This is a genomic window from Nocardia sp. NPDC050712, from assembly GCF_040654295.1.
Taxonomy (GTDB): Bacteria; Actinomycetota; Actinomycetes; order Mycobacteriales; family Mycobacteriaceae; genus Nocardia.
In genome coordinates, this window is sequence record NZ_JBFAHT010000001.1 from 1846517 (window position 1) to 1871301 (window position 24785).

At 69.6% G+C, this 24785-nt stretch carries 23 protein-coding genes and 1 pseudogene; 10 read left to right on the forward strand and 14 right to left on the reverse strand.

The features are described from left to right. Positions 1 to 217: 217 nt before the first annotated feature. Entirely contained in the window at positions 218 to 1066 is an 849-nt protein-coding gene (locus tag AB0H76_RS08915; protein WP_357319456.1) for a bifunctional 5,10-methylenetetrahydrofolate dehydrogenase/5,10-methenyltetrahydrofolate cyclohydrolase, read from the forward strand. On the opposite strand, the gene AB0H76_RS08920 is transcribed toward AB0H76_RS08915, so the two are convergent. Together AB0H76_RS08920 and AB0H76_RS08925 are read right to left on the reverse strand one after the other, a co-directional pair. Next, on the reverse strand, positions 1063 to 1764 hold the full coding sequence (locus AB0H76_RS08920) for a hypothetical protein (protein WP_357319459.1): 702 nt from the start codon (positions 1762 to 1764) through the stop codon (positions 1063 to 1065). The two genes, AB0H76_RS08915 and AB0H76_RS08920, sit on opposite strands and share 4 nt — an antisense overlap. A 133-nt stretch (positions 1765 to 1897) precedes the next feature. Beyond that, positions 1898 to 2377: a MarR family transcriptional regulator gene (locus AB0H76_RS08925; RefSeq protein WP_357319462.1), complete on the reverse strand. Its 480-nt coding sequence runs from the start codon at positions 2375 to 2377 to the stop codon at positions 1898 to 1900. 80 nt (positions 2378 to 2457) lie between these two features. Here AB0H76_RS08925 and AB0H76_RS08930 point away from each other — a divergent pair, with 80 nt between their 5' ends. Further along, positions 2458 to 4215: an ABC transporter ATP-binding protein gene (locus AB0H76_RS08930; RefSeq protein WP_357319465.1), complete on the forward strand. Its 1758-nt coding sequence runs from the start codon at positions 2458 to 2460 to the stop codon at positions 4213 to 4215. 74 nt (positions 4216 to 4289) lie between these two features. On the opposite strand, the pseudogene AB0H76_RS08935 reads toward AB0H76_RS08930, so the two are convergent. Continuing rightward, positions 4290 to 4655: pseudogene (locus AB0H76_RS08935) on the reverse strand (L,D-transpeptidase); the annotation flags it as partial. A 265-nt stretch (positions 4656 to 4920) separates the two neighbouring features. Continuing rightward, entirely contained in the window at positions 4921 to 5571 is a 651-nt protein-coding gene (locus AB0H76_RS08940) for a cyclodeaminase/cyclohydrolase family protein (protein WP_357319468.1), read from the reverse strand. Between the two features lie 98 nt (positions 5572 to 5669). On the opposite strand from AB0H76_RS08940, the gene AB0H76_RS08945 reads away from it, so the two are divergent. After that, positions 5670 to 6707, forward strand: a complete 1038-nt coding sequence (locus AB0H76_RS08945) for an LLM class F420-dependent oxidoreductase (RefSeq protein ID WP_357319471.1) — start codon at positions 5670 to 5672, stop codon at positions 6705 to 6707. Positions 6708 to 6778: 71 nt separating this feature from the next. On the opposite strand, the gene AB0H76_RS08950 is transcribed toward AB0H76_RS08945, so the two are convergent. Next, positions 6779 to 7114 (reverse strand): STAS domain-containing protein, encoded by a 336-nt coding sequence (locus AB0H76_RS08950; protein ID WP_357320539.1) that lies wholly within the window; start codon positions 7112 to 7114, stop codon positions 6779 to 6781. Positions 7115 to 7304: 190 nt separating this feature from the next. Between AB0H76_RS08950 and AB0H76_RS08955 the strand changes: the two genes are divergently transcribed. Further along, positions 7305 to 7781 carry an SRPBCC family protein gene (locus tag AB0H76_RS08955; RefSeq protein ID WP_357319474.1) on the forward strand — a complete coding sequence of 159 codons (477 nt, stop codon included), beginning with the start codon at positions 7305 to 7307 and terminating at the stop codon, positions 7779 to 7781. Here the strand turns inward: AB0H76_RS08955 and AB0H76_RS08960 are convergent. From AB0H76_RS08960 to mftR, 6 genes are all read right to left on the reverse strand, one after another. Continuing rightward, on the reverse strand, positions 7772 to 10069 hold the full coding sequence (locus AB0H76_RS08960) for a SpoIIE family protein phosphatase (protein WP_357319477.1): 2298 nt from the start codon (positions 10067 to 10069) through the stop codon (positions 7772 to 7774). The two genes, AB0H76_RS08955 and AB0H76_RS08960, sit on opposite strands and share 10 nt — an antisense overlap. Beyond that, complete coding sequence (locus tag AB0H76_RS08965) at positions 10066 to 10701, reverse strand: SpoIIE family protein phosphatase (protein WP_357319480.1); 636 nt, start codon at positions 10699 to 10701, stop codon at positions 10066 to 10068. The genes AB0H76_RS08960 and AB0H76_RS08965 overlap by 4 nt, the downstream gene beginning before the upstream one ends. Continuing rightward, on the reverse strand, positions 10694 to 11119 hold the full coding sequence (locus AB0H76_RS08970) for an ATP-binding protein (RefSeq protein WP_357319483.1): 426 nt from the start codon (positions 11117 to 11119) through the stop codon (positions 10694 to 10696). Before AB0H76_RS08970 ends, AB0H76_RS08965 begins: the two co-directional genes overlap by 8 nt. Further along, the gene (locus AB0H76_RS08975; RefSeq protein WP_357319486.1) at positions 11097 to 11486 is read right to left on the reverse strand and encodes an STAS domain-containing protein; all 390 of its coding nucleotides are present in this window, start codon (positions 11484 to 11486) and stop codon (positions 11097 to 11099) included. Before AB0H76_RS08975 ends, AB0H76_RS08970 begins: the two co-directional genes overlap by 23 nt. A gap of 12 nt (positions 11487 to 11498) precedes the next feature. Beyond that, the gene (locus tag AB0H76_RS08980; protein WP_357319489.1) at positions 11499 to 12407 is read right to left on the reverse strand and encodes an STAS domain-containing protein; all 909 of its coding nucleotides are present in this window, start codon (positions 12405 to 12407) and stop codon (positions 11499 to 11501) included. Positions 12408 to 12481: 74 nt separating this feature from the next. After that, a complete protein-coding gene (gene mftR, locus AB0H76_RS08985; RefSeq protein ID WP_357319492.1) occupies positions 12482 to 13111 on the reverse strand; it encodes a mycofactocin system transcriptional regulator in 630 nt (209 codons plus the stop codon). A 64-nt stretch (positions 13112 to 13175) separates the two neighbouring features. On the opposite strand from mftR, the gene mftE reads away from it, so the two are divergent. Continuing rightward, positions 13176 to 13886, forward strand: a complete 711-nt coding sequence (mftE, locus tag AB0H76_RS08990) for a mycofactocin biosynthesis peptidyl-dipeptidase MftE (RefSeq protein WP_357319495.1) — start codon at positions 13176 to 13178, stop codon at positions 13884 to 13886. Further along, positions 13883 to 15094: a pre-mycofactocin synthase MftD gene (mftD, locus tag AB0H76_RS08995; protein ID WP_357319498.1), complete on the forward strand. Its 1212-nt coding sequence runs from the start codon at positions 13883 to 13885 to the stop codon at positions 15092 to 15094. The genes mftE and mftD overlap by 4 nt, the downstream gene beginning before the upstream one ends. On the opposite strand, the gene AB0H76_RS09000 is transcribed toward mftD, so the two are convergent. After that, complete coding sequence (locus AB0H76_RS09000; RefSeq protein ID WP_357319501.1) at positions 15091 to 15561, reverse strand: MarR family winged helix-turn-helix transcriptional regulator; 471 nt, start codon at positions 15559 to 15561, stop codon at positions 15091 to 15093. The two genes, mftD and AB0H76_RS09000, sit on opposite strands and share 4 nt — an antisense overlap. Positions 15562 to 15790: 229 nt before the next feature. On the opposite strand from AB0H76_RS09000, the gene AB0H76_RS09005 reads away from it, so the two are divergent. From AB0H76_RS09005 to AB0H76_RS09020, 4 genes are all read left to right on the forward strand, one after another. After that, positions 15791 to 17467, forward strand: a complete 1677-nt coding sequence (locus AB0H76_RS09005) for a fumarate hydratase (RefSeq protein WP_357319503.1) — start codon at positions 15791 to 15793, stop codon at positions 17465 to 17467. A gap of 128 nt (positions 17468 to 17595) precedes the next feature. Next, positions 17596 to 17982, forward strand: a complete 387-nt coding sequence (locus tag AB0H76_RS09010) for a hypothetical protein (protein ID WP_357319506.1) — start codon at positions 17596 to 17598, stop codon at positions 17980 to 17982. A 298-nt stretch (positions 17983 to 18280) separates the two neighbouring features. After that, the gene (locus AB0H76_RS09015; RefSeq protein WP_357319509.1) at positions 18281 to 18457 is read left to right on the forward strand and encodes a hypothetical protein; all 177 of its coding nucleotides are present in this window, start codon (positions 18281 to 18283) and stop codon (positions 18455 to 18457) included. Positions 18458 to 18551: 94 nt separating this feature from the next. Further along, on the forward strand, positions 18552 to 19124 hold the full coding sequence (locus tag AB0H76_RS09020) for a M15 family metallopeptidase (RefSeq protein WP_357319512.1): 573 nt from the start codon (positions 18552 to 18554) through the stop codon (positions 19122 to 19124). A 23-nt stretch (positions 19125 to 19147) separates the two neighbouring features. Here AB0H76_RS09020 and AB0H76_RS09025 read toward each other — a convergent pair whose 3' ends face one another. Next, positions 19148 to 23371, reverse strand: a complete 4224-nt coding sequence (locus AB0H76_RS09025; RefSeq protein ID WP_357319515.1) for a TIGR02680 family protein — start codon at positions 23369 to 23371, stop codon at positions 19148 to 19150. 2 nt (positions 23372 to 23373) lie between these two features. Continuing rightward, the gene (locus AB0H76_RS09030; RefSeq protein ID WP_357320542.1) at positions 23374 to 24777 is read right to left on the reverse strand and encodes a TIGR02678 family protein; all 1404 of its coding nucleotides are present in this window, start codon (positions 24775 to 24777) and stop codon (positions 23374 to 23376) included. Positions 24778 to 24785 lie beyond the last annotated feature (8 nt).

A 24785-nucleotide genomic window follows, 5' to 3' on the forward strand; every position in this document is an offset into this window, starting at 1 on the left:
AGCAGATCTCGGCAACTGGGTCTTCAGGTAGGTCAGCTGGCAGTTAGCCGGTGGCAAGCAAACCAACGATACGACCGGTCCGGGCCATTACGGCGCAATTGCCAGGGGGGTTTCCCGGGTTTGTTTCCGGGAGCCGGTCAAACCGGGCGGAACCGACCGCCGCGCCCGGGCCGGGCGCGCGGAACCCGCCCGGGCCCGCCCATTAGGCTGTGCGAACGTGGATACTGCCTCGTTGACCGGCAAGGAACTCGCCGCCGCCATCAATGCCGACACCAAGCAGCGTGCCGCCGCGCGCGCCGCGAACGGTCCGGCCCCGCGTCTGGCCCTGGTCGTGGCCAACGACGATCCGGCGAGCACCTGGTATGTGAACTCGCTGCGCAAGGCCGCCGAACGGCTCGGCATCGCGTGCGACCGTATCGATCTCGGCGCCGACGCGACCGCTGATCAGATCCGCGCCGAACTCGCGGCGCGCAGCGCCGACGCGAGCGTGGACGCCATCATGCTGCAGACCCCGCTGCCCGCGGGCGTCGCGCTGGACGACGTCAGCTCCGCGATCGCCGCCGGCAAGGACGTCGACGGCGTGAGCCCGCTGTCGCTGGGCCTGCTGGCCTCCGGCCTCGCGGGCTTCGTGCCCGCGACCTCCGAGGCGGTGGTGGAACTGCTGAAGCACCACGAGATTCCGCTGCGCGGCCGGCACGTGGCCGTGGTCGGGCGCTCGAATATCGTCGGCAAGCCGCTGGCGCAGCTGCTGCTGGCCGAGGACGCCACCGTCACCGTGTGCCACTCCCGCACCGCCGATCTGGCCGCGATCACCGCGACCGCGGAGATCGTCGTGGCCGCGGCGGGCCGGGTCGGCCTGGTGACCGGCAAGCACGTCGCCGACGGCGCGATCGTCATCGATGTCGGCACCAACGAGGCCGCGGACGGCGGCATCGTCGGCGATGTCGACGCGGACTCGGTGCGCGGCAAGGCGGCCGGGCTGAGCCCGGTGCCCGGCGGCGTCGGTCCGGTGACGACCGCGCTGCTCATGCGGCACGTCGTGGATGCCGCGGAACGGGCGAACTAGGCCGGTTTGATCGCGGTGATCAAGGTCTTGCCGCCGTTGCGCTCGGTCACGACGAGCTGCGCGTTGTAGGTGAACGCGCCGCCGTCGGGCCGGTGCTCGGTGACCACGACGATGTACTGCCCGACGAAGGCGCTCTCGGTCACCGCGACGCAGTGCGTGGTGCCGGCGGGCACGCTGTCGATGCCCTGCTGCAAGGCCGCCACCGAGGACACCGCCGCGTCCGAGGCCACCAGCGCGTGCGCCTTCTCCGCGGAACGCTCCACGTAGAAGGCGTACTGGAAGGCGAAGATCGCGCCGGGCCCGGAGTCGACGCCGCCGACGCCGTTGCCCTGAATGCGATTGCCCACCCGCTCGTTCGGGCATTCCGCGGCCGGGGGCGTGACCGAGGCGGGTGCGACATCGATCTGCGTCGAGGTGTTCGAGGCGGCCGATTGTGGCTCGGGTGCGCCGCGGAAGACGAAGAACGCGGCGGCCAGCACCACGGCGGCGAACAGGGATCCGGCCAGCGGCACCAGCCAGCGCGGAACGGGTGAGCGGTGCTTGGACCGGTCGATCATCTGGGCGAACCTATCGGCTTCGAAGTACTCCGGGTCGCGCACGGCGGGGGATCGTTCGGGCTCGCGGCTCACCCAATCCGACCATTCCCCCTGATAGGCCTGATTACCGCCGCGTTTCGCCCGCGTCTCCGGTCGATCCATTTCCCCACCTTCATCAGGTTCTCCCGGCTCCCCAGTGCCGCAAGAACAGTCGCGCGAATTCTGGAACAACCCCGAGACTAGTGGAAACGACCGGGGGAGAAGGACTCCCGACTCGCGGATGGCCTAAGTGCGCCTACCCGGCGCGTCGCGGCTCGTTCGGGTCGCAGGCCTCGCCGGAATCGACATCGAGCAGTGCCAGCAGTTCGCCCAGGTGCCCGCGCTGCTCGGCGGAGAGGGTCGCGAACAGGTCGGCGGCGGCCCGGCGCCGATCCTCGGCCATGCGGGCGAGCACCGCGTGCCCGGCCGCGGTCGGGGACACCAGGGTGGAGCGGCGGCTGGCGGGATCGGCGGCGCGGGTGACCAGGCCCGCGGCCTCGAGCGCGTCGACCACGGTGGTCGCCGAGCGCGGCACGATATCGAGCCGCTCGGCGAGGGCGGTCATTCGCAGCGGCTGGGCCGAGCGGCCGAGGATGCGCAGCGCCCGGGCCTGGCTCGGGGTGAGCCCGAGCGGGGCGAGGCGGGCGTGCATGTTGCGGCGGATCCGGCGCGCGGTGCGCAGGAACAGATCGGGTAGGTCGTGTTCCGCATTCACCGTGCCGGAGCCGCTGTCCATGATGCCGATCATAGCTCATTGTTCTTTTCGGGAATTATGAGCCATACTCAGTGTTATGAATTTGTAGGAAGGAGGCGCCTATGCAGCCCCCCGATCAGATCCGCCGGATCCTCCGGCTCTTCCACCCCTATCGCGCCAAGCTCGGCGTGGTCGCCGCGCTCGTCGGCCTGTCCTCGCTGGTCGGCCTGGCCTCACCGTTCATGCTGCGCGAGATCCTCGACGTCGCGTTGCCCGGCGGCCGCACCGGCCTGCTCGGCCTGCTGGCCGGCGGCATGATCATCGTCGCCGCGCTGACCAGCACGTTCAGCGTGCTGCAAACCTATATCTCCACCACCGTCGGCCAGCAGGTCATGCACGATCTGCGCTCGGCGGTCTACGGGCACCTGCAGCGCATGCCGCTCTCGTTCTTCACCAGCACCCGCACGGGTGAGGTGCAGTCGCGCATCGCCAACGACATCGGCGGCATGCAGTCCACGGTCACCTCCACCGCCACCTCGCTGGTCTCCAACTTCACCACCGTGCTCGCCGCCGTCGTCGCGATGTTCGCGCTGGACTGGCGGCTCACCCTGGTCTCGCTGGCCATGCTGCCGTTCTTCGTCTGGATCAGCCGCCGGGTCGGCAACGAGCGCCGCAAGATCACCGGTCAGCGCCAGCACAAGCTCGCGGGCATGTCCGCGATCGTGGAGGAGTCGCTCTCGGTCAGCGGCATCCTGCTCGGCCGGACCATGGGCCGCTCGCCCGCGCTGGTGGCGGACTTCTCGCGGGAATCACGCGACCTGGTCGACCTGGAGATCCGGGCGAACATGGCGGGGCGCTGGCGGCAGTCGGTCATCCAGATCGTCATGTCGGCCATGCCCGCCGTCATCTACTTCGCCGCCGGCATCGCCGCGGCGGGTGGCACCCCGCTCGTCTCGATCGGCACGCTGGTCGCCTTCACCACCTTGCAGACCACCCTGCTGCGGCCGACGGTGATGCTGCTGCAAACCGGTGTCGAGGTGCAGAGTTCGATGGCGCTGTTCCAGCGGATCTTCGAGTACCTGGATCTGGAACCCGACATCACCGAGCCCGCGCGGCCGGTCTCGCTGCGCAAGGTGCGCGGTGAGGTCCGCTTCGAGCACGTCGGCTTCTCCTACGGCGCCGGTTCCGGCACCGTGCTCGACGACATCGACGTGACCGTGCCCGCCGGGACCAGCCTGGCCATCGTGGGCGAAACCGGCTCCGGGAAAACGACTCTCGGCTATCTGACGGCGCGGCTCTACGACGCCACCAGCGGCCGGATCACCATCGACGGCGTGGACGTGCGCGAGCTGTCCTTCGCGGATCTGGCCGCCGCGGTCGGCGTGGTCTCGCAGGAGACCTACCTGTTCCACGCCTCGGTCGCCGACAACCTGCGCTTCGCCAAACCCGATGCCACCGATGCCGAACTGCGCGCCGCCGCGCAGGCCGCGCAGATCCACGACCACATCGCGTCGCTACCGCAGGGCTACGACACCAAGGTCGGCGAGCGCGGTTACCGCTTCTCCGGCGGGGAGAAGCAGCGGCTGGCGGTGGCGCGGGCCATCCTGCGCAATCCGCCGATCCTGCTGCTCGACGAGGCGACCAGCGCGCTGGACACCCGCACCGAACGCGAGGTCCAGGCCGCGATCGACGCACTGGCCGAGGGCCGTACGGTGCTCACCATCGCGCACCGGTTGTCCACCGTCCGGGACGCGGATCAGATTCTGGTGCTGGATCAGGGCCGCATCGCCGAACGCGGCACGCACGCCGAGCTCATGGAGCTCGGCGGGCATTATGCGGCGCTCCTCGCGCGGGACGAACCGGCGCGACTCGCGGCCTGAGAGGTCAGGGCCGGAGGCGGTAGCGCAGCGTGACCATGTAGGCCCCCGATCAGGCCGAATCGAATACAGCGTGATCACCAGTGGATGCTGACGGGGTCGCCGATGTCGAGGACGTTGTATACCCACTGGGCGTCCTCGGGCGACAGGTTGATGCAGCCGTGGCTGACATTGGCGTAGCCCTGCGAGTCCACCGACCAGGGCGCTGAATGGATGAAAACGCCACCCCAGGTGAGTCGTTCGGCGAACTCACCGTTGATGACGTAGCCCTCCGGCGAACTCAGCGGAATGCCGATGGTGCGGGAGTCGAAGACCACCGAGCGGAACTTCTCCAGTACGGGGAAGGTGCCGGTCGGGGTCTCGTATCCGGGCTTGCCGAAGGAGGCGTTCATGGTGCGGGGGACGCCGCCGACGGTCACGGTGAAGGTGTGTGCCGACATGTCACCGTCGGCGAAGGTGCCGGCACTGGCACGGAAATCCGCAGGCGCGGCCTGCACGACGCTGGGTGCGCCGAAAGCGATGACAGCGAAGACCGATAGAGCGAGGAACAGAGATCTGAGTGCGCTCCTCATGATTTCCACCCCTTTCGAGATGGTGTGTACGCGAAAGACCAGTTTAGCCCCCTATCAGAAGGGCTAACGGTTCAATTTTGATCTATATACCGGTCGGTTACCCACTGCTCGTCGGCGTACACCCCGACGGCCGTGCTCAGCTGCTGCGGACCGCGTGCAAGACGTCGGCGTGCAGGGCATCCGCCCGCGCGGTGAGCGCCTCGATACGCAGCAGTACCGGCGCGAACTCGTCACCGTGCACGGCGTCCAGCGAGGCCACGTTGATCTCGATATTGAGCCGCGAGCTGGTCGCGGCGGCCCGGGCGGCATCGGCGGCGGCGCCGATATCGGTGACCACGTTCGGATTGCCGATCGGCAGCAGCTCACCGGCCAGGGACAGGACCTCGTCGGCCTCGTCGACCACGGCGGCGGGCACCCGGGCGGCCCCGACCAGCGCCTCGGTGATCGCCGCGGCCCGGCCCTCGGATTCCTTGGGCAGCTTGTAGGCGGCGCCGACCGCGGTGAACGCGGCGGCGTCGGCGTCGGCCAGCGCCAGCGCGCGCTCGCGGCAGGCGTCGGCGGCCTCGATGAGGCGGTCGACGACCGGCTTGTGCTCGGCGTCCTTGGCCCGGGTGGTGTAGCGCGCGACCATCGCGACCAGCGCCGCGCCCTGGGCGGCGTGCAGCGCCGCGACCGCGCCGCCACCCGGCGCCGGCACCTTGGCCGCCAGCGCGCCGAGGTACTCCCCGACGGTGGTGCCGCCGAAGGAGGACGCGGTGCCGGTGGGTGCGGTGCTCGACTGCGACACGGGAAGAGGCCTTTCGTTGCGGCAATGACGTGGAGAGCTAGCGGCAACGCTACCGCCCGGTGCGCAGCAACCTGCGAGCGGCGGTTAGGTTGAGAACCATGCGGATCGGATTGGGCATCAACTATTCGGGCGGCTTCAAGGAAGCGGCCGCCGAAGTGGCCGACCTGGAGAAGGCCGGACTCGACATCGTCTTCGTCCCGGAGGCGTACTCCTTCGACGCGGTCAGTGCCCTGGGCTACCTGGCCGCCAAGACCGAGCGGCTGGAGCTGGCCTCCGGCATCCTGCAGATCTACACCCGCACGCCGAGCCTGACCGCGATGACCGCGGCCGGTCTGGACTTCGTGTCGGAAGGCCGGTTCACTTTGGGGCTCGGCGCGTCCGGCCCGCAGGTGATCGAGGGCTTCCACGGCGTGCCCTACGACGCCCCGATCGGGCGCACCCGGGAACTGGTGGAGATCTGCCGCAAGGTGTGGCGCCGGGAGAAGCTCGAGTACCAGGGCAAGCACTACCAGATCCCGTTGCCCGCCGAGCGCGGCACCGGCCTGGGCAAGCCGCTCAAGCTGATCAATCATCCGGTGCGCGAACGCATTCCGATCCTGCTGGCCGCGCTCGGCCCGAAGAACGTGCAGCTGGCCGCGGAGATCGCCGAGGGCTGGCAGCCGATCTTCTTCCTGCCGGAGAAGGCCAAGCAGGTGTGGGGCGAATCCCTCGATGCCGGTCTGGCCAAGCGTGATCCGAGCCTGGGCGAGCTCCAGGTGTACGCGGGCCCCGCGCTGGCGATCGGCGAGAACGTCACGCCGCTGCTGGAATTCGTGAAGCCGCACCTGGCGCTCTACATCGGCGGCATGGGCGCCAAGGGCAAGAACTTCTATCACACGCTGGCCACCAACTACGGCTACGGCGCCGAGGCGGACAAGATCCAGGAGCTGTACCTGGCGGGCAAGAAGGAAGAGGCCGCCAAGGCCGTTCCGGACGACCTGGTGCGCGACGTCTCGCTGGTCGGCCCGGCCGGTTTCGTCAAGGAACGCGTCGCCGCGTTCAAGGAAGCCGGTGTGACCGTGCTGAACGTGGTGCCGATGGCGGCGACGCCCGCCGAGCGCGTCACCTTGATCGAGCAGCTGCGCGACCTGGTCTGAGACCGGGCGCCGAACACGCCGATGGCCGGGATCCCTCGACGATCCCGGCCATCGGCGTTCCCGGCTACCGCTCAGGAAGTCGTGGCGGCCAGCGCGTCCTCGAGTGTGGAGTAGAGCGCGAAAACCTGGTCCAGACTGGTCATCTTGAGCTGGCGGCTGGTGGCCGGGCCATCGGCGACGACCGCGATGGTGGTGGCCGTGCCCGCGCGCTTGTGCGCGGCGACCAGCGCGGCCATGCCCGCGGAGGCGAGGAAGCTGACGCCGGTCAGATCGATGATCAGGGCGCGCGGCGCCTCGGCGAGCACACCCTCGATCGCGGTTTCGAGGGCGGGGGCGGTCGCCAGATCGACCTCGCCGGCCACCGTCAGGACGGTGGCGCCGTCGTGCACGGCGACCGCGGTGGTCATCGTGTCCGAAAGTGGATGCGCGTCTCCGGAAGTGTTGGTCACGGTCATCAACCCTACCGGCTGCGTGCGCGGCATGGTGCCGCTCGGCGGGCCGGACCCGGAGTTTGCCCCCCGGAGGCCCGGGTATGCGGTCGTGGACCGGCGCCGCTCCCTGGTGGAGCGGCGGTAGCACGACGAAAGAGGTTTGAAGATGAGCACTTTGGCAGCCACCGTCGACGTCGAGGTTCCGGTACGTACCGCTTACAACCAGTGGACCCAGTTCGAGACCTTCCCGCAGTTCATGGAGGGTGTGGAACAGGTGCAGCAGCTCGATGACCGGCACACGCACTGGAAGATCCACGTCGGCCCGGCCACGCGCGAGTTCGACGCCACCATCACCGAGCAGCATCCGGACGAGCGGGTGGCGTGGCGCTCCGACAGCGGCCCGAATCACGCCGGTGTCATCACCTTTCACCGGCTCGACGACAACCACACCCGGGTGACCGCGCAGATGGACGTGGACCCCGAGGGTTTCGTGGAGAACATGGCCGACAAGCTCGGCGTCCTGAAGCATCGTGTCAACGGCGACATGCAGCGGTTCAAGCAGTTCATCGAGGAGCAGCACCGCGAAACCGGCGCCTGGCGCGGTGATATCCCGCGCCCGGACGCCGGCCCCACTCACAACTGACGGCTGGTACCCCGAAGCGGGTTCGCCACCGGCGATTTGATCGCCGGGAGCGTGACCGACATGCGGACCCGGGTACCGGGCTCGGCGTGGTCGATCTCGAGTTCCTCGGTCAGCGCGCGCATCATGTCGATGCCGCGGCCGCGGTTCCCGGGATCGGCCGAGCGCGGCTTCCAGTGCCCGGTGTCGCTGACCAGGATGGTCACTCGCTCGGTGTCGCATTCGGCGCCGAGCGTGACCTGGTTGGCGACCGCGCCGTTGCTCAGGTAGGCGTGCTCGATGCTGTTGCTGCACGCCTCGTTCGCCGCGGCGACCAGATCCGAGGCGAGATCGTGCGGCACCGCCGCCGCGGCCAGCCAGGACTTGAGCCGGCGGCGCAGCGCGGCCAGCTGGTCCGGATCCGCGGGCACCTCCAGCCGCAGCGACGCGGGCGGCTGGCGATAGACCACCATGGCGACGTCGTCGTCGTAACCTGCGGCCGGACGTAGCCGCGAGAGCACCGCGTCGGCCACCTCTCGCGGCAGTTTTCCGGGGGTGTCGGCCAGCACCGCGGAGATCTTGGCGAAGCTCTCGTCGATATCGACGCCGCGATGCTCGACCAGGCCGTCGGTGAACAGCACCAGCGTGGATCCGGGCGTGAGCACGGCGGTCGCCTCCGGGCGCTGCGGGGTGTCGAAGGTGGCCAGCGGCACCGCCCGCCCGTCCTCGAGCAAGCGACCGGGCTCGTCGACGTCGGCCAGGATCGGTGGCATGTGACCGGCGCTGGAGTAGCGCATCAGCCCGTTCGCGGGATCGAGCACCGCCGCGCAGACGGTGGTGCACATCGCGCCCGGTATCCGGGCCGCGACGGCGTCGAGCTCGACGAGCAGCTGCGCCGGGCCCGCCCCGCGCAGCAGCAGAGCTCTTGCGGCCGTACGCAATTGACCCATGACGACGGCGGCGGACAGGCCACGGCCGACACAGTCGCCGACCACCACGCCGATGGTGCCGTCGTTCAGCGGCACCACGTCGTACCAGTCGCCGCCGATCTCGAGCGGGGGCAGCGCGGGCTCGTAGTGCACCGAGAACCGCGGCGGCAGCTCGATCGGACCCAGCATGGCCCGCTGCAAGGTCAGCGAGGTCGAACGGGCCTGATCGAAGTTGCGGGCCCGCTGCACCGCCAGGCTCAGATGCCCGATCAGCAGCGAGAACAGCGTCCAGTCGGCCGCGGTGATAGCGCGCGGCGCGGCGAAGCGCAACCACAGCGCGGCGTCACCGACCTCGCCCAGCGGGGCCACGATGCCCTCGGAACTCTCGGTGCTCTCCGGGATCGCGAACAGGCTGCGCGGCGGGCGGCGCCGGGCGCGTTCCAGCAGCGCGGTGGCCCGCTCGTCCAGCCTAGGGGGATGGTAGCCAGCGGAGCTGGCGGGGCGGGCAAGCTCAGGGGCGTCGACGTTGGATGAATTGCGTTCTATCGCACCGGAAACGTAGACCTCGGGGCGGGAATTGCGGTTCGGCCACACCGACACCACCGCGGATTCCGCGCCGACCGTGCGCCGCAACTCGTCCAGGCCGACCGCGAGCACCTCGACCACGCTGGTGGCCGCGCCGACCGCGGTGGCCAGCCGGGACGCGGCCTGATCGCGGGCCTGCGCGTCGTGCTCGGCGGTGACGTCGCGGATGGTGCCGACGAAGATCTGCTCGTTGTTCTCCGGTTTGATCAGCGAGGACGTGCTCACCGCGAGCCACACGTCACGGCCGTCGCGATGGCGCACCGGGATCACGAAACGCTGTGCCACCGTGCCCAGGTCGGGGTAGCGCGGCCCGGTCGGCAGCGACCACGGATGCGGCAGCGGATAGGGCAGCCCGGCCGCGCCGTATCCGGTGAGCGCGCCGAAGGCGGTGTTGACCTCGATGATGGTGCCACGCGAATCGGCGACGAAGAATCCGTCCTGCAACGATTCGACCAGGGCGGTGCGGAAGGCGTCGCGGCCCGCGAGATCGTCGGCGCGCGAACGCTGTTGCTCGTAGCGGCGCAGGCCGCCGAGATAGCCGCGGGTGGCGATGTCGAGCGCGGCCAGGGTCTGCAGCAGGAATTCCAGCGCCGGTTCCGCGACCGGCCGGTCCGCGCTGTCGTTCGCGGCGACGAACCGGAAGTGGTGCTCGGTCAGGTCGAGCAGGCTGATGTCCTCGACCAGGGCGCGCCGGCCCAGCTCGTATCCTTCGGCGAGGCTGGCATGCGTCGGCGAATCCAGGTGCCGCCGTAGCGCGTTCGCGTAAGCGTCGAGGAACGCGGCCAGCACATCGCTCATGGTGATCCGTTCGACGTACCGCCGCGATGCCGGGCCGCCAGCACCAAGGCGTCATCGGTGTCCTTGGAGTGCCGGTTGAGAATCTCCGCGGTGATCTCGGCGGTGGACTTGGAAAGGTCGATGCCGTCGACGGTTTCGGCGACGATGCCGTCGGTGGTCATGAGCAGCAGGTCGCCGGCGCGCACCGGCACGGTCTGCGGTTGCAGGTGCTGTGGCAGGCGGTAACCGACGATGCCGCCGGTCATCAGGATGGTCGCGCGCACCGCGAGCCCGGCCGGGCCGACGGTGAGCACCCGGGATTCGACGTTGCCGACCCCGAGCCAGTCGATGGTCTCCTCGCAGTCGAACAGCGCCAGCGAGACCGCCGCGCCGCGAGTGTCGGCCATCGCGCGATGGCACAGCAGCATCAGCACGTCCAGGGGTTCGCCGCGGTTCTCCGAGAGGACCTGCGCCGCCCGATCGGCCGCGTCCGCGGCGGGCGCGCCGTGGCCCAGGCCGTCCAGCACGCCGAAAAGTACGGAGCCGCCGCCGGTTTCGAGGACGACGCAGCGGTCACCGGACACTCGCTGCCCGGGCAGTGCCCGTCCGGCCACCGCCCATTCGATCCGACCGATGAAGCCGTCCTCATGCACCGTTGGGCACCCACTTCCACATTTCGATCAGGGTGCCCCGCCCGGGGGCGGAGTCGATGACGAGCCGGTCCATCAGGCGGCGCGCGCCCGGAAGGCCGAGGCCCAGACCGCGTCCGGTGGAATAGCCGTCGTCCAGCGCGCGGGCGATATCGCGGATGCCCGGGCCCTGGTCCTCGGCCTGCACCACGAGTGCCTGTTTGCCGTCGCGGTCGCCGACGAGCAGGCGGATTTCGCCGCTGCCCGCGTAACTGGTGATGTTGCGGGCGATTTCGGAGATGGCCGTGGAGATCATGGTGCGGTCGGTGAGGGAGAAGCCGAGCCTTTCGGCGAGCTCCCGTCCGGCCTGGCGTGCGATCACGATGTCACCGGACACCTTCACCGCGATCACCATGGTCTCATCGGCCACTGTCACGACCATCTCGCTGGCGCCGTCCCGAGGCCTTGCGGTCCAGCCACGCAAGCCCTTCTTCCAGGTCCAGGGCGGTGTGCATGTCCTCGAAGGTGAGGCCCAACTGCACCATGGCGAACGCGACTTCCGGTTGCAGCCCGACGATCACCGTTTCGGCGCCGCGTAACTGCGTCATGTGCGCGATGGTACGCAGCGATCTGGCCGCGAACGAATCCATCACGTCGATCGCGGTGACATCGACGATGATGCCGTGCGCGCGATATCGGGAGACCTGCTTCATCAGGTCGTCCTGCAGGCGCTCGGTATCCGCGTCGGTCAAGGCTGATTGAACCGACGCGATCAGATACGTGCCCTGCTTGAGTATGGGTACCGGCATCAGCCCGCCCGACTACCGTCCGTCGCGTTCGGTCAGAAGTCGATCGGTCACGCGGGTGACTTCGTAGCCGAGCAGCCGCTCGGCCTCTTCGATACCGCCCTGGAGGTCGCCGACGGCGTTCATCTTGGACAGATCGAGGCCGATCGTCACCAGGGTGAGCGCGATCTCCGAGGACAGGCCGGTGATGATGACGTTCGCGCCCATCAGGCCGGACGCGTCGACGGTCTGCACCAGGTGGTTGGCCACCGTGGAGTCGATCTGCGGCACACCGGTGATGTCGATGACGACCACCTTGGCGCGGTTGGCGCGGATCGCGCGCAGCAGCTGCTCGGTGAGCTGGCGGGCGCGCTGGCTGTCCAGCACGCCGATGATGGGCAGAATCAGCAGCTGTTCGCGCACCTGGAGCACCGGGGTGGACAGCTCGCGGATGGCTTCCTGCTGCTGCCGGATGACGCGCTCGCGCTCCTGCACGAACGAGACGGTCACCGTGTTGGCGATGCGGTTGGCCGCCGGCTCGTAGGCGTCGAGCACGTGATTGAGCAGCTCGAAGTTGGATTGGTACTTCTCGAAGAGGCTGCGCGCCAGCACGTCACGCAGCAGCAGCACGATGCCGATGACCTCGTCGGTCTCGACGCCACGCGGAATGATGCGCTCGGACAGGTCGCGGGCGTAGGCCTGCAGCGCCTCGGCGCTACCGGTCTCGAGCACCTCGACGTAGTTGTCGTAGACGGAGGTCGCCTCGGAGAAGATCTCCTCCGGGGTCATCGCGGAGAGCAGCTGGGCGTCGCCGATGCGGCGGGCCCACTCCTCACGCAGGGCTGTGCGGTTCTGGCGCAGATGTTCGACCAGCTGCGGCAGCAGATTGTCGATCGTTCCAGCGGGCAGCGAGTCCGCCGAAAGGCTCATGGACACCTCGGACATGGAAATTCCAGCCCCTTTCGACGGTTTGATCGGGTTACAAGTGCGGTCGGCCCGCGAGCCGATACCGAGCCTAGTCATACCCCAGCCGTGCTGTCGCCGAAACCTGAGGGTAGCTCGGCGAAGCCCCGCTCCAGTGCGGACAGGGCCCGATCGAGGTAAACGGTGAGGTCGGCGTCGGCTCGGGCGAGCCAGGCGTCGAAGGCCGCGCGGGCCGCGGCCAGGGTGGTGCGCCCGACCGCCAGCGGGATCAGGTCGTTCTCGGCGGCGCCCAGGCGGCGGGCGGCGAAGGCGCTGACCGCGCGTTCCCAGGCGTCGTAGTGCGCGCCGGCGGTGGCGGCCAGCGCGGGCACGGTGGCGATCAGTCGCATGCGGGTGCGCAGTTCGGGGACGTCCTCGGCGCGGTAGGCGTTGGCGTCGAGCACCACCCGGCGGACCGCGGCCATCATCGGGAGGTCCGCGCCGATGGTGGCGAAAGCGTCTTCCAGCGCCGCGATCTCGTCGTCGAACTGGGCCCAGAGCACCTCGGCCTTGGTGGGGAAGTAGCGGAAGAAGGTGCGCCCGCTGATGCCCGCGGCGGCGGCGATCTCCTCGACGGTGGTGTTGTCGAAGCCGTGCGCGCTGAACAGCCGCATCGCGATCAGTTCGAGTTCGCGCTTGGTGGTGCCGCGGGGGCGGCCGCGCCCCGTGCTGCCCTGCACTGTCACGAAAATCATTATGGCAGGCCCTGACGTATTGATTATGTCAGCGTGTGACGTTAATCTCGGCAGCGTGGTAGAACACGTTTCAGATCTGACCTGGCCCGAGGTGGGCGCCAGGGCGGAACAGGGCGTGATCCTGGCGGTACCGGTGGGATCGACCGAGCAGCACGGCCCGCACCTGCCGCTGTCCACCGATACCGATATCGCCGCCGAGCTGTGCCGCAGGCTGGCCGCCCGGCGCCCGGATGTGCTTGTCGCCCCGGCCGTTCCGTACGGCTCCAGCGGTGAGCACGCGGGCTTTCCCGGCACGCTCTCGATCGGGCAGGCCGCGCTGGAACTGCTGATCGTGGAGCTGTGCCGCTCGGCGACCGATACGTTCGACCAGATCCTGCTGGTCAACGGGCACGGCGGGAACGCCGAACCGCTACAGCGCGCGGTGCGGCTGCTGCGCGAGGAAAGCCGCGACGTCCGGCTCTGGATGCCGCGCTACCACGGCGACCTGCACGCCGGCGCCGCCGAAACCGGCATGCAACTCGCGCTGGATCCGGCCCGGGTGCGTGCCGACCGTGCGGAACCCGGTGACCAGCGCCCGATCTCGGAGCTCTACCCGCTGCTGGCCGCCGGTGGTGTTCGTGCGGTGAGCCCGAACGGGATCCTCGGCGACCCCACCACGGCCACATCCGAGGACGGCATGCGCCTCCTCGACAGTCTCGCAATGCATTTGGAGAAAGACAGCCGGTCCTGGTGGCCGGTGGAGCTACCCGGAAGGGCCGGACAATGAATCCCTGGTTCGAAACCGTTGCCGAAGCGCAGCGGCGCGCCAAAAAACGGCTGCCCAAATCGGTGTACGGCGCGCTCGTCGCCGGGTCGGAACGCGGTCAGACCATCGACGAGAACCAAAAAGCCTTCACCGAACTGGGTTTCGCGCCGCACTGCGCGGGGTCGATCGGCGAGCGCGACCAGTCCATCACGGTGATGGGCCAGCAGCTGTCCATGCCGGTGCTGATCTCGCCGACCGGCGTGCAGGCCGTGCACCCCGACGGTGAGGTGGCCGTCGCCCGCGCCGCCGCCGCGCGCGGCATCGCGATGGGGCTCAGCTCGTTCGCCAGCAAGCCGCTCGACGAGGTGATCGCGGCCAACCCGGCCACCTTCTTCCAGCTGTACTGGTGCGGCAGCAAGGACGAGATGCTGGAGCGGATGAACCGCGCCGCGGCGGCCGGCGCGGTCGGGCTGATCCTGACCCTGGACTGGTCCTTCTCGCACGGCCGTGACTGGGGCAGCCCGGTCATCCCGGAGAAGCTGGACCTGCGCGCCATGCTGCAGTTCGCGCCGCAGACCCTGGCCCGGCCGCGCTGGCTGAGCACCTACCTGCGCTCCGGGCACATCCCCGATCTCACCGCCCCGAACATGGCGGTCGGCGGCAAGCCCGCGCCCGGCTTCTTCGGCGCCTACGGCGAGTGGATGGGCACACCCGCCCCCGACTGGGACGACGTGCGCTGGATAGTCGAGCAGTGGGACGGCCCGGTGATGCTCAAGGGCATCATGCGGGTCGACGACGCGCACCGCGCCGTGGACGCGGGCGTGGCCGCCATCTCGGTGTCCAACCACGGCGGCAACAACCTCGACGGCACCCCCGCCGCGATCCGGGCGCTGCCGGTGATCGCGGGCGCGGTGGGCGATCAGGTGGACGTGGTGATGGACGGCGGCATCCGGCGCGGCAGCGACGTGGTCAAGGCCGTCGCCCTGGGCGCCCGCGCGGTCATGATCGGCCGCGCCTACCTCTGGGGCCTCGCGGCGAACGGGCAGGCCGGCGTGGAGAACGTGCTCGACATCATGCGCGGCGGCGTCGACTCCGCGCTGCTGGGTCTGCGCAAAACCAGTGTGGCGGAACTGGATCGGAGCGATCTCGTGGTGCCGGACGGGTTCGAGCGGGCACTCGGACTGCCCTCACGCCCCGGGGTGGTCCCGGATCAGGTCGCCGCGGGCTAGTTCTCCTGCGGCGCGTGCCGGTGATGGGCGAGCAACGTGTCGTAGATGTCGGCGAGCGCCGTCAGCTGATCGCGATCCAAGGCGTCGATCATGTGGCGGCGCACGCTGCGGGCGTGCGCCGGCGCGGCGCCGGCGAGCAGGTCGGCGCCGTGCGGGGTGAGCCGGGCGGCGGTGCGGCGGGCGTCGTCCGGGATCGGTTCCCGGATGACCAGTCCGCGCTTCTCCATCCGGGTGATTTGGTGGGAGAGCCGGCTCTGCGACCACTCCAGTTGCTCGGCCAGGTCGGCGAAGGTGAGCCGGCAGTCCGGGGATTTCGACAAGCTGGCCAGTACCGAGTACTCGACGTAGGTGAGATTCGATTCGCGCGCCGAATCGCGCCCGATGGCGGCGGCGATGAGGTCGCGGGTGCGGACGAACCCGACCCAGGCCCGCATCTCGACGTCATCGAGCCACACCGGTTCCGTCATGGCTACCTCCCAACTCCGAGATGCTCCATCGAAGGACCGCGCGATGGCCTTCGCCTGCGACAACATCAGACCTGAGAGGTAGCACCACAAAGTTGAACGTGCAACCTTTTGTGACTACTACCAGGGTCTTAGGTTTGCCTTACCCCGGTCGGGCCCGGTCCGGTGGCTAGGCTTCCTGTGCTTGTGACCAGTGGGCCAGCACCCAGCCCCATGCGAAGGAGAGCGATCCGTGACCGCGCCGGAATTCCGCTATTCAGATCTGCTGCCCATCGGCGCCGATGACACCCCCTACCGGCTCATCACCACCGAGGGGGTCAGCACCTTCGAGATCGATGGTCGCACCTTCTTGAAAGTGGAGCCCGAAGCGCTGCGGCTGCTCACCGCCGAGGCGATGCACGACATCAGCCACTACCTGCGCCCCGCGCACCTGGCCCAGCTGCGCAAGATCATCGACGACCCGGAGTCCTCGGGTAATGATCGCTTCGTCGCGCTGGATCTGCTCAAGAACGTGAACATCTCCGCGGGCGGCATCCTGCCCATGTGCCAGGACACCGGCACGGCGATCGTCATGGGCAAGAAGTCCGAGGGCGTCCTCACCGGCGCCGACGACGCCGAATGGATCAGCCGCGGCGTGTTCGACGCCTACACCAAGCTGAATCTGCGCTATTCCCAGCTGGCGCCGATCACCATGTGGGACGAGAAGAACACCGGCACCAATCTGCCGGCGCAGATCGAGTTGTATTCCACCCAGGGCGATCCCGCGCAGCCGGCCTACAAGTTCCTGTTCATGGCCAAGGGCGGCGGCTCGGCCAACAAGTCGTTCCTGTATCAGGAAACCAAGGCGGTGCTGAATCCGCAGCGCATGCTGGAATTCCTGGACGAGAAGATCCGCTCGCTCGGCACCGCGGCCTGCCCGCCTTATCACCTGGCCGTGGTGATCGGCGGCACCAGCGCCGAATTCGCCTTGAAGACCGCGAAATACGCCTCCGCGCATTACCTGGACAGCCTGCCGACCGAGGGCTCGATGGCCGCGCACGCGTTCCGCGATCTGGAGCTGGAAGAAGAAGTCTTCAAGCTCACCCAGGAGTTCGGTATCGGCGCGCAATTCGGCGGTAAGTACTTCTGCCACGACGTGCGCGTGGTGCGCCTGCCCCGGCACGGCGCCAGCTGCCCGGTGGCGATCGCGGTGTCGTGTTCGGCCGACCGCCAGGCGCTGGCCAAGATCACGCCCGAGGGTGTGTTCCTGGAGCAGCTCGAGCGCGAGCCCGCGCAGTACCTGCCCGAGCAGACCGACTCCATTCTCGGCGGCGATGTGGTCCAGATCGACCTGAACCGCCCGATGGACGAGATTCGCGCCGAACTCTCGAAATACCCGGTGAAGACCCGGCTTTCGCTGACCGGGCCGCTGGTGGTGGCGCGCGATATCGCGCACGCCAAGATCAAGGAGCGGCTCGACGCGGGCGAGCCGATGCCGCAATACATGCGCGATATGGCCGTGTATTACGCCGGTCCGGCCAAGACGCCGGAGGGATACGCCTCCGGGTCGTTCGGCCCGACCACGGCCGGTCGCATGGATTCCTATGTCGACCAGTTCCAGGCGGCCGGCGGATCGCACGTGATGCTCGCCAAAGGCAATCGCTCGGCCCAGGTGACCAAGGCGTGCAACGCGCACGGCGGTTTCTACCTCGGTTCCATCGGCGGGCCCGCCGCGCGGCTCGCGCTGGACTGCATCAAATCCGTCGAGGTCCTGGAATATCCGGAACTCGGCATGGAAGCGGTCTGGAAGATCGAAGTCGAAGATTTTCCGGCGTTCATCGTCGTGGACGACAAAGGCAACGACTTCTTCGCCGAAACGCAGAAGCCGATCGCGTTGCGGGTGCGTACACGCTCCAAAGAACGCGTCTGAAAAAGGCTTTCACGCCCAGCGCCGCCTCGACCGGACATCGCGATGTCACCCCTGATCACCGGGGTCGCGTCGCGATGTTCGCGTGCACCCTTGAGGGATAGCGAGCTATCCCCGAGTCGAGGAGGGCAATGAGTACGTCGTTTCGGATCTCGGATTCAGCCAGCCGGCAGCTGGTGTCACGCGCTGTACGCGAGGGAACGAGTTCGACCGCACTGCTCAACCGGTTGATCCGCGAGGGGGTCGATCAGCTGGAACACCCGGGCATCGTCTTCCGCGGGCCCGTGCACGATCGGCGCGCGGCGCTGGCCGCCGGTCCCGAGGTGTGGGAGGTCGTGGCTCGGCTGCTCGAGCTCGACGGTCCGATGGAGCAGCGGATCGTGGTGCTGGCCCATCGATCCGACCTGCCGGACCGCAAGATTCGCGCCGCGGTGTCGTATGCGCGCGAGCACGGCGGGGAGATCTGGGAGCGGATCGGACGGCATCGCCGGTCCTCGGAGCTGGCGCGCCAGACGTAGTCCGCCGCCATCCCCGGAGCCGACTGATCGGTCTCCGATGTCCCATTCGTCGGGCTCGGAACAGCTGGGACACAGGAGGTTTCGGCTCTGGGGGCGGTCTCTGTGACTTATCCCAAACCATAGCCGAACTGTGGACAAAGTGATCCACAGCACTGGAACAACATGTGGACAGAGCCCTTTCCTGTGGATAGAGTCCCGCCGCTCGAGGTCAGCCGTGGTCACCGGCACCGTTTCACTCGGAATCGATTGGGCACCACTAGAAGCGAAGGGCGCACGCGTCCTCGGATGAAGGAGGATCATGCCGATCGAACAAACGGTCCGGATCATCCGGACCTTGGAAATAGTGGTAACTGTCCTGGCGGTGTTCTGCTTGATCGCGGCCGCGATCGTCGGCATTCCCCCCGCGATGATCGTCATCTTCGGCGCGGCCACCGCCTACGGATGCTGGACGTTCACCCGGCCGATCGCTCCGTAGGACCGATCGTTGCGTGAACCGGAGCCCGGGCATGACGAATGCCCGGGCTCCGTGGTTCCCGGGAGCAGCGGGTAGCTGCCGATAAGATCGCGGCATGATCGCAAAGCTAGCGATGTCCGCGGTGGCCCTACCGGCCCTGGTCCTACTGGCCGCCCCCACCGCTCACGCCGACCAGCGCACGGCGGTTGCCGCCGCCGCGGGGACCGAGGGGTTGACCCCCGCTCTGGCCGCGGCCTACACCCAGGCCGAGGAAGCCGCCCGGGCCGAGGGTGTCCCGCTCTACATCAACTCCGGCTACCGCTCGCCCGCCGAACAGCAGGCGATGTGGGAGGACGGCCTCGCCACCTACGGCGGCCCCGACGAGGCGCGCCGCTGGGTCCTTCCGCCGGACGAATCCACCCACGTCTCCGGTCAAGCCATCGACGTGGGCCCGCAGCCCGGTGCCCAGTGGCTGGAGAGCAACGGCAACCGCTGGGGGCTGTGCCGGATCTATGCCAACGAATGGTGGCATTTCGAGCTGGCCACCGCACCCGGCGGCAGCTGCCCGGCGCTGCGGGCCGATGCCAGCGACCGGCCCCAGGCCCCGGCCCTGCCGCCGGCCATCATTCCGCCCAACACCGGCAGCTCCAGCCTCTTCCAGTCCTGGCAGTGGGGGCCCGGCCAGTAGGCCCACATTCCGACAGCGGTTGATCAGTTCGCAGCGGGTTCCAGTTCGCCGGGCATGTTGTCCAGGGTGAGCCCACCTTCGATGCCGTTGGGGACGCGGCGGCGGTTGGGGGAGCCCAGGGCGGTGGTGAGGTCGGTGCCGTCGTGCTCGGCGAGCAGGTCGCCGCTGTCCCACACCAGCAGGGTGGCGCTGACGGAGTTCTCGGCGGTGGAGTGCGCCAGGTCGTAGTGGGCGCAGCCGGGGACGTGCGGATAGGTGATCCAGAGGTCGTAGCCGGTCATGAACAGGTCCAGATCGAACTGGACGCTCAGGCCGAGCAGCTCGCTGCGGCCGTTGTCGTCGACGCCGGCGAAGGCCTCGTCCAGGGCGAGCAGGCGCGGGGCCTGCGGGTCGGCGGAGTCGAGCATGACGTGGGCGGCCGCGAACAGCGGCAGGTGCAGCGAGACCGACTGCTCGCCGCCGGACAGGGCGCTGTGCCGGGCCACGGTGAGCTTGTCCTCGGTGCCGTCGCCGGAGATCAGCGTGAAGGAGAACACCCGCCAGGTGCGGTAATCCAGTGTCGCGGCGAGGATTTCGGGGTAGGAACGCTCCGGGTGGGCGGCGCGGGCGGCCCGGATCTCGGCCGCGAAGTGCGCGCGGATCGCCGCCAGATCCTCGGGTGACAGGACCGAGGCGTCCCGGTCGAGCAGCTTGCACATCGCGCGGGCGGCGTCGGAGAGCGCGTCGGCCAGCACCCAGTGCACGCCGATGGTGTTGCCCGAGGACATCCGCCGCTGCTTCATCTCCGAACCCATCCGGGAGATCAGCTCGCGGGCGTCGGCGGTGCGCTCGTGGATCTGCTGGGCCAGGCCGGTGAGCAGCGCGTCCTCCAGGATGCGGCGCTCGGCGTCGGTGAGCAGCAGTTCCTGATCGTGGCGGGCCTGATCGATGCGGCCGGCGAAATCGGCCAGCGCGGACATGCCGTGCTCGTCGGCGACCTGCACCACGGTCAGGCCGTCGGCGGCGTCCCACTGCAACCGGTAGTCGCGGCCGGAACCGGCCAGGGCGGCATCGAACTCCTGCAGCGCCGCGGTCACCGCGCTGCGGGTCGACTTGCGCGCTGCCTCCCCGGCCCGCACCGAAGCGGTGGCGGCGGTGAGGTTCGCGAACAGCTCGAACACCTCGTCGGGCAGGACCTGGGGTTCGGTCTCGGGCCCGGCCTGGGTGATGCGGTACAGCAACTGCTCGGGCGTCGACCAGGCGGCCTCGCTGCTCGGCCAGCGGCTCTCGACCGGTGCGCCGAGCAGCCGCAGCAGGTCCGGCTGGGCATAGGGCGCAAGGGTTTTCACGTCCGCGAGCACCTCGGTGAGCGCGGTGCCCAGGGATTCGTGCGCGGTGCGATAGGCAGCCTCGGCGTCGCCGATCGCCTCGATGGCGGAGTTGGCGGCCTTGCGGGCGGCCTTCTGCGCGGCGCGGGTGGCTTCGATCTTCTCCCGGGCCAGTTCCAGGTCGCGATCGATGTCGGCGGCGCCCGCGCCCAGCGCCTCGCGCAGGGTCTCCAGTTTGCGGGACTGCTCCTGATATCCGGCCTGGGCGGCCTCGGCCTCCTCGGCGAAGGCCTCAGCCAGGTCCCGGGCCTCGGCGAGCCGGTCCGCGCCTTCGCGTTCCCGTTCGCGTTCGCGCTCGTGATCGGTGCGCAGGCGCAGCAGGCCGGTGCCGGTGTTCTCGAAGTGCCGGATCGCGGCGGCCAGCGCGTCGATATCGCGGGGATCGCGCGGGGTGCGGTGCGCGACGGCGATGGCGCGCAGCTTCTTGTCGACGGTGGTGACCTCGGCGACCGCCTGATCGAGATCGCGTTCGGCCTGCACCACGGTTTCCGAACGCGAGCGCATCATGCCCGCGGCCTCGGCGACCGCACGCAGCGCGCCGGTGACCGCTCCGGCGCGCGGCAGGGCCTTGGCGGCCGCGGCGATCCGCGCGAGTTCCGCGGTGGCGGCGGCCTCTTCGGCTGTCGCCTGTTCCGCGGCGGCCGCGGTGGTGTCGAGCGCGGCGGCCAGTTCGGTGAGCCGGAGCTCGCGCCGCCGGGCCCGGGCGGTCGCGCCGATGTACTCGGCGTCGGCCTTGTGGTGCCGCCCGATCTGCACACCCTGCCGGAACGTACCGGCCTCGCTGACCGCGACCGCGCCGAATTCCGCTGCGGCCGAATCGGGTTCGTGCAGTGCGATGGATGCGAGGACGTCGGCGACGGTCTGCCGCGGCACCGTCAGCTGCTCGGAGTCCTCCTCCACCACAAGAACATCGGCCAGCGTGCGCCCGGACGGCCGGGACTGCGCGGGCAGCGGCAGCAGGAACTGCTCGGAGGTGTAGTCGGCCGGCAGTTCGTCCGCCGCGCAGACCCACGCGTCGAGCAACCCGGCGGCATGCAGCGCGGCCTCGATGCCGCCCGCCGCCGCGGGCGGGACGGCGTCGGCGAACCGCACCAGCTGCCACAGCGGGCCGCCGGAACGGCCGGCGCGCTCCTGGTTCCGGGTCGCCGAAGGCGGTGGCGCGTCGTCACTCTGGGCGGCGACCCGATCCCGCTCGGCGGTCAGCTCGGTGCCGCGCTCGGCCGCCGCGGCCGCCCGGGACCGGGCTTCCTGCCGGCGATTGCGCACCTCGTCGAGCAGCGGCTCGGCCCGCTCGGCCAGCACCTCCGCGATCCCGGCGGCCTCGTCGGTCCCGGCGTCGGCCAGCGCGGCGTCGAGGGCGTCGAACAGACCTTTCTCGATGGGGGAGTACACCTCTCGGTGCTGATCCCACCAGGCCCTTAGTGCGGCAGCGGCTTCGGTGCGGGCCAGCGCGACCGAGGCCTCGGCGGCGGCGACCTCGGCCGCCGCCGATTCCTTTGCCGCCACGGCACGTTCGGACTGGCGCTGCGCGCGCGACTGCTCGGCCGACGCGGCGTCCATCAGGCCCAGGGCGCGCCTAACCGCGCGCACATCGGCGTCGCGTTCCTCGGCGCGGGCCCGCACGATCGCGGTGAGGTTGTCCCCGCGCGCGTCCTCCGGCGGTGCGGTCCAGTCGATTCCGGCTTCCTCGGCGGTGGCGCGCAGCTCGTCCTCGCCGCGCGCCAGGGTCGCGGCGGCGGTGCGCACCGACGAGGTGGCGCGCTCGGCCTCCTGGACGCGCTGGTCGAGTGTTTGCCGGGCCTTGAGCGCCTTGTCGCCGTGCACACTGGCCGAGGTCTCCAGCCGGCGCACGGCGTCGGCGAGGTCGTCGAGTTGCTGCTTGCCCTCGTAAGCGCTGGAGCGCTGCAGGGTTTCGCGGTCGGTGAGCGCCTGCTCGTAGGCACGGTCGGCGTCCTCGGCGCGGGCCTCCGCGGCGGTGCGCTCGGTGTCGCGGCGCCCGCGCAGCGCGGTCGCGGCGAACAGCGCGGTGCTGGCGTGGGTCACCGCGTCGAGCCGGGTGCGCACCTGGTCGACATCCGTCTTCGCCTGCACCGCAAGGTATTTCCGGTACACGCCGACGAACGCGCGGGTCGCGGTGTCGGCGTGCACCAGGCCCTCGAGGTTGCGGCCAACCTCCTCCATATCGCTGAAGGAGCGGGCGGCGTCCAGGATCAGCTGCTCGTCCAGCGGGCGCAGACCGTCGGTGAGTGCCTGCGAGAGTCCGCGCGGGTCCAGGTTCTTGGCCAGCTGCGGGCGGCGCAGCGTGAGGATCAGGTTGATCAGCTGGTCGTAGCGCTGGGTGCCGAGCCCGAACATGCGCGCGTCGATCGCGGTGCGGTATTCGACGGGCCGGTCCACGATGCAGTCGGTGCCGATCTGCTCGGCCAGCTGCTTGCGGGTGAACGGGCGATCGTCGGGCCCGATCAGCGAGAAGTCCACGCCCACCCGGCCGTCGGCGACGAAATACCAGCGGGTGACCTTGTCGGCGGAGCGGGTCGCGCGCATGCCGATGCCGATGGTGACCACTTCCGGGTCGTCCCAGCTGCCGCGCGCGAACTCCATCCAGATGTAGGAGTAGGCCGATTCCTGCTTGCGATACAGCAGATTCGACTTCATCGTGCGTTCCTCGCCGGCGAACGGGTTCAAGCGGCGCGGTTCGATGCGCCCGTCCAGCACGAACGGGAACAGCACCTCGAGCGCCTTGGTCTTGCCCGAACCATTGGGCCCGCGCAGCACCAGCCGGCCGTCGGCGAAGCAGAACTCCTGATCGCGGTAGTCCCACAGGTTGACGATCCCGGCGCGGGTCGGGATGAAACGCACTCCGCCGTGGATAACCGACATGGTCAAACCCCTTCCATACCTGCGCCGGTTTCCGCGGCGGTAACGAACAATTCCTCGGCCCGCTTGGTGCGGACGGTGACGACCGCGCCCCGGTAGCGCGCGAGCGCGGGCAGGATCAGCACCCCTTCGGGACCGGACTCTCCCGGCACCGGCTGGATCAGGCGCAGCCGCTCCAGCAACGCCACCACCTCGGTGGTCAGACCCGGCACATCGGCCTGCCACTGCGCGGCGAAGGTGACACCGTAGCGGTCGGTCAGATCCCGCACGGTCGCGCCCACCCAGGCGTAGTCCAGGAACGGGTAGGTCGCGGGTTCGGGCGTTTCCTCCGGCGCACCGAAATCCTCGTCGTCGTCCAACCCGTCGGCGAAGGGCAGGTCGGCCAGGGGCGCGAACATCGTGGACTCGGGGATGGCGTCGTCGAGCCGGCCGACCAGGTTCGCCATCGCGTCGTCGAGCGCGGGCCGCCGCGGCACCGGGTTGTCGATATCGAGCACCAGATCGGCGATCTCGCCGACCAGCAGCAGCGCCACCTGCGCCAGCGTGCCGGTCCCGGGGAACCGGACATCGGACAGCCGCCCCGAAACATCGATCAGCGCAACGCCTTCCGCGCGCCGCTCGGCCCGCAGCCCGGTGAACAACTCCACCTCGGACACGATGCGCTCCTGCAACAGCACCGCGCGTTCGCCGGGCGGGAAGTCCTCGGCGTACACCACGGGCCGCTCCACCAGGCCGCGCCGCACCCGCCGCGCGGCATCCGAGGAGGCGGGTTGCCCCGTCGGATTGGCCTCCTCGCCGAGCAGTCCGGTCACGCTGTGCAGATGCTGCAAGGCCCGCGGCGGCCGGAAGATCGCGAACACCACCGGTCGATCGATGTCGTAGAGCGCTTCGCCCACCGAGGGATCCGAGGCCCAGCCGCCCGCGTCGCCGTCGGCGAGGGTCAGCGCGCCCCGGGTGGCGAGCCAGCCGACCGCGTCGACGAACGCGTCGCGGTCCGCGGCCCGGTCGGGTGCGAGGTCCAGGCCGTCGATGCGCCCGGTGTAGGCCGCCACCTGATCGGCCAGTTCCGAGAGCGTCACCTGATCGCCGGCCCGGCCCAGCGCGGCCAGCGCCAGCGCCAGATAGGCGTAGCGGCGGCGATCGAAGAGCCGGTCGTTGACCGTGCGCGCGGGTTTGCCCGCGTCCAGTCGATCGATGATCGGGAACAGGCGCGCGGTGGTCTCGGTGACCTCCAGGCGATAGCCGAACAGCTCCGCGAGGTCCTCGCGCAGCTCGGTGGCCCAGCGGCGGATCAGCGGCAGCGCGATGCGATCCGGGTAGGTCCGGGTCACCAGATGGTTGGCCAGGATCACCCGTGCGGCCCGCTGATAGTTGTCCAGGGCAAGGGAATCGATACGGCGTGCGTGAATCATGCGCG